The organism is Microbulbifer sp. 2205BS26-8 (genome assembly GCF_030731025.1).
In the GTDB taxonomy this organism is placed as follows: Bacteria; Pseudomonadota; Gammaproteobacteria; order Pseudomonadales; family Cellvibrionaceae; genus Microbulbifer; species Microbulbifer spongiae.
On sequence record NZ_JAVAMR010000037.1, the window covers coordinates 24,605 to 35,464 of the forward strand.

Consider the following 10,860-nt stretch of genomic DNA (forward strand, 5'->3'; position numbering starts at 1 on the left):
AAACGCCATGAGCACACAGCAGTTCGACGACTTGAATGTTGTCTCCCAGGAAGTTCTGATCAGCCCGGAAACCCTCAAGGTGGAACTTCCCATCAGCGACGCCGCTGAGGCCACCGTTGCCAGAGGGCGCGCCACAGTGCGCAATATTCTGGACCGCAAAGACCACCGCCTGATAGTGGTGATCGGACCCTGCTCAGTCCACGATGTGAACGCCGCGCTGGACTATGCCCATCGCCTCAAGGAAGTGGCGGACAAGGTCGCCGATACCCTTCTGATTGTGATGCGCGTCTATTTTGAGAAGCCCCGTACCACAGTGGGCTGGAAGGGGCTGATTAACGACCCGCACCTGAATGATTCCTTCAAGATGGAAGAAGGGCTCCATATCGGACGCAAGCTGCTGCTGGAGATTGCCGAACTGGGCCTGCCCACAGCCACCGAAGCCCTCGATCCTATTTCTCCCCAGTACCTGCAGGACCTGATTTCCTGGTCCGCTATCGGCGCGCGCACCACGGAATCCCAGACTCACCGGGAAATGGCCAGCGGTCTCTCCTCCGCTGTGGGATTCAAAAACGGCACCGACGGCAGCCTAGAAGTGGCCATCAATGCATTGCAATCGGTCGCCAATCCACACCGCTTTTTGGGCATCAACAAACGCGGCCAGGTCGCCATCATCCACACCGGCGGCAACCAATATGGCCATATGGTGCTGCGGGGTGGCAACAACAAACCCAATTACGACTCTGTCAGCGTAACCATGTGTGAACAAGCACTGCGCAAAGCCAATATCATCCCCAATATCATGGTGGATTGCAGCCACGCCAATTCCAACAAAAACCATGAATTGCAGCCATTGGTAGTGAACAATGTGACCCACCAGATTCTCGACGGCAACCAGTCGATTATCGGCATCATGGTAGAGAGTAACCTGAAAGCCGGTAACCAGAAACTTCTGCCGAACCTGGACCAGATGCAATACGGGGTTTCTGTAACCGATAAGTGCATCGACTGGGAAACCACCGAATCCCTGCTGTTGGAAATAGCGAAACAATTGCACGAGCCGCTGAGATCCCGCAACCAAAGACTCGGTATATGATTTACCCCGCAATGCAGGCAGTGGCAAAAATACCAAGGTGCTGGAAGTGGCTAACTGAATCCCCCCGGGTTTGTCGAAGGCAATTTGATTTGAGTCATTCCGCTTGGGCAGGCTCGGCTTGTTGATAATACAGATTTTCGTATACGGTGATGGTTAAACCAGCCGACCAAGGTCAAGATTGCGCATTCAACCTCAAGCAGCCCTTTCCCGAAGTCCGTCTGTGGATGACCCCCGCCTTGCATATACCGTTGAAAGTTTCTGCCAGTGTGTTGCCACAAGAGTCGCCGACGCCTGGGAACCCACCCCATTAAGCTGTTCGGTGTATCGAATCGACCGGTAATGACTACCTCGATCACTGTGGTGGGTAACGCCACGGGGCCTGTGCTGCATTTTATATACACCCCTTATTGGTTACGTAGACAAAAGCCAGCGTGTTCCCTTCCGGGCCTTTGATAAATTGCACTTTTGAATAGGATACTGCACCTTTTTCAAGCGCAGGCGGTTAAAAATATAGGCACTAAAATTATCTTATTGGATTGTATTCAGTTTTCTTCAGTAGTAAAGCTGCGTAAAATACTTAGGCGTTTATCTGCATGGTGGCCGTGATTGTGCAGGCTTCTGGGAGCCCATACCCCCAGGGTAGGCACAAGAAACCCAATAAATCCAAGCGGCCCAGGCAGTTTCTAAAAGATCCCTCCCTGCAACAGGAGAACGGTAGTGTGACCTAAGCGTAAGTAAAAGACGCTGACCCAGGGTGCTAGGAACACCAAAGGCCAGCTAACCAAATTGATAAACAGACTATCAAAATGGCTATATGTATAATACGCTAGAAGCCCGCTCGTCTTCAATAAAGCGGGGCCCCATCAAGCGCCTGGCGCGGTTGCCCAGGCTTTGGGCGCGTTGCATCCGCCGATTCTGCTTTACCGCCTACCGTTCCCGCGCCCCGCCCCCGCTTTCCACTGTAACTGCCTCAATACGCCCATCACAAAAAGTCAAACCGGGACTTACAGCCCGGAAGGAAAGGCTTATGTTGGTTGTAAAACGCCGGCCCGGCGAGAATTTCAGAATTGGAAACAATGTTTCCGTTACCGTACTGGGTATTTCGGGTAACCAGGTCAGGGTGGGCATCGCGGCCCCCAAATCCCTGCCGGTACACCGGGAAGAAGTGTATCTGCGTATCCAAAGAGAACGGGGGCTAGGCAATGACAATTGCTGAGAAACAGTTCCCCCTACCATCACCATGATGCTGGCTTTCCCGCTAAGGCTGCGGGTTTAACGGTTTGGGATCTTCAAAAATATTTACTGCAGCAGCAGTTTTTGTATCTGAAGCGGCGCAGAACCGGGGCTGGCTCCCGGTATCAAAATATTCTTTTTGGTCCTCACTCAGACTGGAGGTACCTCTATGGTGGATGGCTGTTTGGCCAATATGGGAATCAACCTGCAAGTGGTGTTGAATGGATTGAGCGTAGCGGGAAGGCAGGTTTGAACCGGGAAATCAAAGTCCAAAGCCGCCCGGCACAGTCCGGCTTTATACAAGCTGGCAGGGATACCAGCTGTCAACCCGGCCGTCTGGCCGGGTTGACACTGTGAATGAGGTCTTGCCACCAGTGGCTACATACAGGGGCCCATGCCCTCTTGGGCTCACTGCCCCAGCGTAAACAGCTGGGTATTGCCACCAGTGGCAACTGTATTGATGGTCTTGGTTTTTTCACTGCCAAAGCGAAACAGGTAGTGTGGTCCACCGGCCTTGGGGCCTGTGCCGGAAAGGCCCCGGCCTCCAAAGGGGTTTACCCCCACGACTGCACCCACCATATCCCGGTTCACATAGCAGTTGCCCGCATTCACACGTTTGAATACCGCTTGGGCACGCCCTTCTATGCGCGAATGCAGACCAAAGGTAAGGCCGTAGCCGGTGGCGTTGATACGGCGGATGACCTCATCCAGTTCCTCCGCCTTAAAACGTATCACATGCAGGAAAGGGCCAAACACCTCGCGCTTCAGTATGGAGAAATCCTCGATTTCCACAACTTGCGGACCAAAGAACGTGCCTTTATCAGGTACTTTATCTTTGTCAAAAGTAAATAGTGGCTTGGCTTCCCTGCTCATGCGTTCACGGTGCGCCTCCAGCATGCCCTGTGCTTTTGCGTCGATAACCGGGCCAATATCGGTTTCCAGTTTACCGGGATCACCCAGGGTCAACTCTTCACAGGCACCCTTGAGCATGGTCAGCAGATTGTCGGCGATGACATCCTGTACACAGAGAATACGCAGAGCGGAGCAGCGTTGGCCAGCACTGAGAAAGGCGGACTGTATCACGTCGTCTACAACCTGCTCCGGCAGGGCGGTGGAGTCCACAATCATGACATTCTGACCTCCGGTTTCTGCGATCAGCGGTACAATCGGGCCCTCCTTGGCGGCCAGCTGCTGGTTAATCAACCGTGCGGTTTCGGTGGAGCCGGTAAAGGCCACACCGCCCAGACGCGGATCTTCGATCAGCAGTTTGCCCACGGCAGCGCCGCTGCCGGTAATGAGGTGCAGCACTTTCGCCGGCACACCGGCATCGAGCATCATGCGCACAGCGTGAGCAGCGATAATCGGCGTCTGCTCAGCAGGCTTAGCCAGTACCGCATTGCCCGCTGCCAGAGCGGCAACCACCTGACCGGTAAAGATAGCCAGAGGAAAGTTCCAGGGACTGATCGCTACAAATACACCGCAACCACCCAGGTACAGCTGGTTCTGCTCACCGGTTGGGCCGGGCAGCTCGGTGGGATCACTGAAATACTGGCGGGCGGCATTGGCGTAGTAGCGACAGAAGTCCACCGCTTCACGCACTTCACTGATGCCGTCATTGAGGGTGCGCCCCGCTTCCAGACAGATAATGGTGGCAAGTTCACTGGCTTTCTTTTCATAGAAGTCAGCGACTCTGTCCAGAATATCGGCACGCTGGCTGCCGCCCAGACGATCCCAGCCGATCTGCGCTTCAGTCGCGGAAGTGTAGGCTTGCTCGATCAGGTGTTTGTCGGTATTGGCCGTGTGGCCAATCACTTCGCCGGTAGCGGGGTTATAAACCGGTTCTTCCGCATTGCCCATAACACCATCTATGATAGGGCCGCCGAGGAAGTGTTTGCCGCGCTGGTTTTCCAGTGCTTCCATCAAAGGCGCAACTGCAAGGGAGTCGGTCAATTCAATGCCGTGTGCGTTTTTTCTTGGCAGGGCTTCTGCGCCCATATAAATATCTTCGGGTACCGGAATTTGCGGGTGGCGATAGGGGGTGCAGGCCTCACTCAGCTCGAGGGTATCCTGCACCAGCGCCTCAATCGGGGTTTCCTCATCCATAAAACGGTTGACAAATGAACTGTTGGCCCCATTTTCGAGGAGGCGGCGCACCAGATAAGGCAACAGGTCGCGGTGTGCACCCACGGGTGCATAAACCCGCACCGGCACACCTTGGCCGTGGACCACTTCAATCTGCGCATACAGCAGATGGCCCATGCCGTGCAAACGCTGAAATTCAAAGTCGGTACGGTCACCGGCCAGCGCCAGAACCAGGCCCACAGTATAGGCATTATGGGTGGCGAACTGGGGGTAGATGGCGCTGCCGGCGTCCAGCAATTTCTTCGCGCATACCTGATAAGACAGGTCGGTATGGCACTTGCGGGTATACACCGGGTAATCAGTGAGACCCAGTTGCTGTGCATGCTTGATCTCGCTGTCCCAGTAGGCACCTTTTACCAGTCGCACCATCAGTTTGCGGCCAGTATCGCGGCCCAGTGCAATCAGCCAGTCAGCCACGTATGGTGCGCGTTTCTGGTAGGCCTGCAAAACAAAGCCCAGCCCCTGCCAGCCTTTCAGTTCCGAGTCTCGCGCCAGTGCCTCAAAAATATCCAGAGAAATCTCAAGGCGCTCGGCTTCTTCCGCATCGATATTCAGGCCCATCCCGTATTTGGCTGCGGCCACACACAGGCGCTTCACCTGGGGCAGCAGTTCGCCCATGACACGTTCACGCTGAAGCGCAGTGTAGCGGGGATGCAGGGCGGACAATTTGATGGAAATTCCATTGGTTTCTACAACATCGCACTTGGTGTTGCTTTTGCCAATCGCTTCAATCGCCATCCTATAGGCATCGAAATAGCGCTGGGCGTCGGCCATGGTGCGCGCTCCTTCGCCGAGCATGTCAAATGAGAAGCGGGTGCCCGGCAGGTTTTCCCTGGGCCCACGCTTCAGTGCCTCTTCGATGGTGCGCCCCAGAACATACTGGCCCCCCATGATCCTCATGGCCTGCATCATGGAAGTTCGCACCATCGGCTCACCGATGCGGCTGATCAGGCGTTTCATCCAGTGCGATGGTTGCTCGGTGATATCCGCATCCAGCTCAACAACACTGCCGGTGAGCATTAAACCCCAGGTGGAGGCGTTCACAAACAGGGAGTCAGATTGGCCACGATGGCTGGCCCAGTTGCCGGAATGCACTTTCTCTGCAATCAGTTTGTCGGCAGTATCCGCATCGGGAACCCGAAGTAAAGACTCCGCCAGACACATCAAGGCCACGCCTTCCTTGTTAGAAAGGCCGAACTGCTGCAGGAACGCGTCCAGAGTACCGCGCTTGCTACGCTGTTTGCGCGAGTGGCGCACCAGATCGCGGGAGGTGCTCAGGATTCTCTTGCGCAGGGCGTCATTTGGGCGGGGCCCGGCCAGGAGTTCACTTACGCAGTGGTTTTCGTCGGCATGCAAATACTGGTGTATCCGTTTCCGGGCAGTGTGTAGATCTCCGGCGAAGCTTGTCGACATATCACCTCCCAAGCCTATATCCATGGTCAGCATAAAAGACCGGATTATGTGGGAAAATGTTTAGAATTAATCGCCATTTTGGCGCAGGTTGTGGTTAAATATAATGCCTAATTGCGTGATTACCAGCAGGGTATTTTGTAATGTCTCGACAGTTGGAAGATCTCGATCGTATCGATCGCCAAATACTGCGTATTCTGCAACGCCATGGACGCCTACCGAATGTAGAACTGGCACGCAGGGTGAATCTCAGCCCCACCCCCTGCCTGGAGCGAGTCAAGCGCCTGGAGCGGGAAGGCTTTATCCGGGACTATGTCGCATTGCTGGACCCCCTTAAGGTCCATGCCGGCCTGGTTGTCTATATCCAGGTCACACTGAATAACACCGCCTCCGAAGCCTTGGAAGCCTTTAACCAGCACGTAGCCGGTCTGGAGGAAGTGCAGGAGTGCCATATGGTTGCAGGCGGTTTTGACTATCTTGTGAAAATTCGTATTAAGGACATGCTCGGGTATCGCCGCTTTCTTGGCGAAAAGCTTGCCTCACTGCCAGGTGTACGTGAAACCCATACTTATGTGGTGATGGAAGAAGTCAAGACGGATACTGCCGTAGCCGTACCGGACCCCGAGCCCAAGACCAAATCTGGCCGGCGTTCCGTGTAAGTGCACTGCTGACCCATATGGACCTGGTGGTGCCGGATACCGGGCCATTGAAAACTGAATCCGGCCAACAAGTTAACCTAACCAATGAGAGCGCCACCACCGGAAACCCTATGCACTGCGCAATCGGGATCTGTGCCGCTTCCCGATTGACGTCTCTGTTGCACTACTCTTACCATCGATTGCGAATTTCTTGCCTGAATAAGACAAATTGGCAATCATTATTGGCCGGAGCTTCATTATCCTTGGTACAGATTGGGCGTGTCCCATATGACCGAGCTGACCGCGATAACCATGAGCAGGTACGGTATGGATTTTTCACTGAGTGAAGAACAGCAGATGATTCAGGAAGCAGCGAAACAGTTTGCCAAAAGCGAACTGAAACCGATTGCCGCTGAACTTGACAGAACCGGTAACCGCCAGTTGCTATTGGAAAAACTCAAACAGCTGGCCGAACTGGGCTTTATGGGCATCAATGTAGATCCGGAGTATGGCGGCACTGGCGCTGGAACTATCGCTTTCTGCCTGGCTATTACCGAACTGGCACGCGGCTGTGCCTCTACAGCAACCACCACCTCTGTCACCAATATGGTGGCCGAAGTTATCCAGGCAGTTGGAAATGAAGCGCAACGACAAAAGTACCTCCCGAAGCTTTGTAGCGGCAAGTACCCGGCGGGTTCCTTTTGCCTGACAGAACCGGGTTCCGGCTCAGATGCCGCGGCCATGCGCACCCGGGCCGTGAAAGAAGGCGATGAATATGTATTAAACGGCAGCAAACTGTTTATCAGTAGTGCTGAGTTTGCGGGTGTCTTTGTTGTCTGGGCGGTAACTGACCCCAGCGCGGCAAAGGGCAAGGGGATTTCTTGCTTTCTGGTGGAGGCAGGCACCCCGGGTCTGATTATCGGCAAGGCCGAAGAGAAGATGGGACAGAAGGCCTCTGTCACCAACGAGGTCTCTTTCGATCATTGCCGTATTCCCGCCGACAACCTATTGGGTGAAGAGCATCGCGGTTTCCGCATCGCTGCAGGGGAACTTGCCGGGGGGCGTATTGGTATTGGTGCCCTGGCGCTTGGTATCGGCCTGGAAGCCCTGGACTGTGCCCGTGCTTACATGCATGAGCGGGAGCAATTTGGCAGGAAATTGGCACAATTCCAGGGGCTGCAATGGCAACTGGCGGACAAATATACCGAACTGGAAGGCGCGCGCCTGCTGCTGCTACAGGCGGCCTGGCAGAAAGATGCGGGGATGCCCTTTGGCCCAGCGGCTTCCATGGGCAAGCTGTTTGCCAGTGAAAAAGCCAACGAAGCCTGCTATCTGGCACTGCAGATTCACGGGGGCGTGGGTTACACCCGTGAATACCCCCTGGAACGCATGAGTCGCGATGTGCGTATCACAACGATCTACGAAGGCACCAGCGAAATCCAGCGCTTGATTATCGCACGCCATTTACTCAATGTGCGCTAACCTGATATCAGGTTGAAGTGGCAAGCATTATCGTTGCCGCACAGCGCCAGGCTGGTAGAGACTGAATCCACACACTGGTGCGAGCATGCAATAAATCCAGCTGGAGCGGACCGCGCCAAGCGGTGACATTACGCATAGTCAAATGCATTGACATTGTCACGCGGCCGACTGCATCCCGGCAAAATCCATGCTAAGACGCAACGAACTTTATAGTGAGCCCGCTGTGATTAGGCCAACTCAGGCTCTCTACATCGCCTCTGGTGAATCCAGTCTATAATTTCCCCTTCCGGGGTGTAACCACTTACGGTTTCCCGCAGCAGCTGACGCACGCATTCATAATCATCGCGCTCTAACGCATGCAGCAGTTGAGCCAAAACAATCTTGAAAGTTTCCCAAGACAAGTAGTCTTCTGTAGCACACATAATCATCGGATGATCGGTCGGGCTGACGTTGTCACCAATCAATAACTCTTCATAGAGTTTCTCACCGGGTCGTAAGCCTGTGAACTCAATTGCAATGTCACCATGCGGATTCCTCTCAGAGCGCACGCTGCAGCCACTGAGGTGAATCATCTTCTCTGCCAACTCGGCAATTTTCACCGGCTTGCCCATATCCAACACAAACACATCGCCGCCCTCCCCCATGGCACCAGCCTGGATAACCAACTGTGCGGCTTCGGGAATCGTCATAAAATATCGGGTAATATTTGGGTGTGTCACCGTCACCGGGCCACCGCGTTTGATCTGATCGTGAAAGCGTGGGATCACCGAACCCGATGAACCCAGTACATTGCCAAATCGCACCATCGTGAAACGTATATTGCTAACCTGGTTGATCGTTTCGCCATCGTTGAACAATATAGGTGCCGACTGCCGGCTTAGAGCCTGCAGCGCCATCTCTGCAAGACGTTTGGTACTACCCATCACATTGGTCGGGCGCACTGCCTTGTCGGTCGAGATCAAAACAAAATGTTCGACTCCAGCCTTCACTGCAGCTTGTGCAGTATACAGCGAGCCAAATACATTATTCATCACACCCTCGGCAATATTTTGCTCGACCATCGGCACATGTTTATAGGCTGCGGCATGGTACACTGTGCTTACTTCCCAGGAGCGCATGAGATCCAACAAAAATTTCGGATTGCGGATAGAACCAAGGATGGGCACCAGCCGCACAGACAACGATTCCCGCCGGATACGCTGTTCCAACTCGGTGTGGATACTGTAAAGATTAAATTCACTGTGCTCAAACAACAGCAGAGTGGTTGGACCAGTTGCTACGATCTGCCGACACAGCTCCGAGCCAATAGAACCACCGGCACCGGTCACCATTACCACATGGCCACGAATACAGCGCTCGAAAAGCGCCTTCTGCGGTGGCACCGCATCGCGACCAAGCAGATCCGCGACATCCACTTCCTGAATATCTTCGACCTTTACTCGGCCACTCGCCAGGTCCATAAAACCCGGCACACTCCGTACATGCAGGGGAAAACGCTCCAGCAATTCCAGTATCTCGCGCCGGCGCGCACGGGAGGCCGACGGAATAGCCAGGAGTATCTCTTGGGCTCCGGTTTGATCAATCATCCGTTGGATATTCTTGGGCTTGAAGACCCGCAAACCTGCGATCACCCGGTTGGCAATACCAGCATCATCATCAATGAAAGCCACCGGTAGCATAACCCGGTCTATACGCAATGCCGCCACCAGTTGATTACCTGCCGCCCCGGCACCATAGATAGCCACCTTCGATAAATGATCTACCCGGTTGATAAAGGGTACCTGCTGGCTCGCGACATACCAATCCCCCATAAAGTATTGGCGTATGGCCAGGCGCAAGCCGCCGATCATCACCAAGCTCAACCAACAGTAGATGAACACAACTGAGCGCGGTATTGTGGCCGGAGGATCGCGGTACCAGTAGACCACCAAAGCTAACACCAGAGCCGAGAGTGTGACCGCTTTGAAGATGCTAATCAGTGCATCCTTACCGAAATACCGCATCACAGCCCGGTACATGCCAAACTTGAAGAAAATAGGTATCGTAATTACCGGCGCACTAATAAACAACCAGGCATACGCGTCAAGAGGGTTAATTGGCTTGTCGAACCCCAAACGAATAGCAAACGCCAGCCACAATGCCAGCCACACCAACAGCATATCGGTCGCTACTTGCAAGATACGCTTATTGCGACGCGATAACCCCAACAACCAATTACGCAACTTGTCCATAATTCCTTCCCCGCCGCAACTCAAAACGCCCATTGACCCAATCAGCTTGGTACCTGATATAAGCATCCCGCTACACAATAGCCAGTGCTATCATCCACCTACCACCAAGCTTATACACCCGATTGCACGCCACATGAGCAACTCTCGCAAATATGTGTCATGGTCACTGACGATAGCACAGTATACAATTAACACCTGCACTCCATCCATGACCAACGCCATTTCTGTGCTCTTCGCTCTTTAATTCCAAGCTGGCACTCTTGATGAAGCCAGATATTTCTAGGCAGTCAACGACAAGTCCAAATCTCGCAGCAATGCTTGCCAGTAGTACTCGCAAACCATATTGTTGCTTATCACGACAATTGCCGCATGTACCATCTGAAAGACATCAACCAAGAGGGTGCTAATCGTCATTACAGAGTAACTGAAAATTCTCACCAGCTCCGGCCAGCGGTAAACTACAAAACAAACCCCAAGACTACTCGCCGGACAATATTCTATTCTCGATCATGTGATATTCTTCCGCACCGAGCATTAATACTATTTTTTCTTTGAGTTCATATTACAATTAGGGGCCTGACAGTACATTGGCATTATGGGAGTTTGCATCAAGAGGCCATCCCGGGCTAGG

General features: G+C 53.7%; 6 protein-coding genes. 4 read left to right on the top strand and 2 right to left on the bottom strand.

Annotated elements, in window-relative coordinates:
• The first annotated feature begins 7 nt into the window (after positions 1-7).
• Positions 8-1,093: a 3-deoxy-7-phosphoheptulonate synthase gene (locus Q5Y71_RS12405; RefSeq protein WP_306042447.1), complete on the top strand. Its 1,086-nt coding sequence runs from the start codon at positions 8-10 to the stop codon at positions 1,091-1,093.
• 1,027 nt (positions 1,094-2,120) lie between these two features.
• Positions 2,121-2,309, top strand: coding sequence for a carbon storage regulator CsrA (csrA, locus tag Q5Y71_RS12410; protein ID WP_306042448.1), 189 nt, complete (start codon positions 2,121-2,123; stop codon positions 2,307-2,309).
• 425 nt (positions 2,310-2,734) lie between these two features.
• On the opposite strand, the gene putA is transcribed toward csrA, so the two are convergent.
• Positions 2,735-5,881 (bottom strand): bifunctional proline dehydrogenase/L-glutamate gamma-semialdehyde dehydrogenase PutA, encoded by a 3,147-nt coding sequence (putA, locus tag Q5Y71_RS12415; RefSeq protein WP_306042449.1) that lies wholly within the window; start codon positions 5,879-5,881, stop codon positions 2,735-2,737.
• A gap of 140 nt (positions 5,882-6,021) precedes the next feature.
• On the opposite strand from putA, the gene Q5Y71_RS12420 reads away from it, so the two are divergent.
• Together Q5Y71_RS12420 and Q5Y71_RS12425 are read left to right on the top strand one after the other, a co-directional pair.
• Entirely contained in the window at positions 6,022-6,537 is a 516-nt protein-coding gene (locus Q5Y71_RS12420) for an Lrp/AsnC ligand binding domain-containing protein (RefSeq protein WP_301418700.1), read from the top strand.
• Positions 6,538-6,804: 267 nt separating this feature from the next.
• Complete coding sequence (locus tag Q5Y71_RS12425) at positions 6,805-7,998, top strand: acyl-CoA dehydrogenase family protein (RefSeq protein WP_306042450.1); 1,194 nt, start codon at positions 6,805-6,807, stop codon at positions 7,996-7,998.
• A gap of 227 nt (positions 7,999-8,225) precedes the next feature.
• Here Q5Y71_RS12425 and Q5Y71_RS12430 read toward each other — a convergent pair whose 3' ends face one another.
• Positions 8,226-10,229 carry a nucleoside-diphosphate sugar epimerase/dehydratase gene (locus tag Q5Y71_RS12430; RefSeq protein ID WP_306042451.1) on the bottom strand — a complete coding sequence of 668 codons (2,004 nt, stop codon included), beginning with the start codon at positions 10,227-10,229 and terminating at the stop codon, positions 8,226-8,228.
• Between the last annotated feature and the right edge of the window lie 631 nt (positions 10,230-10,860).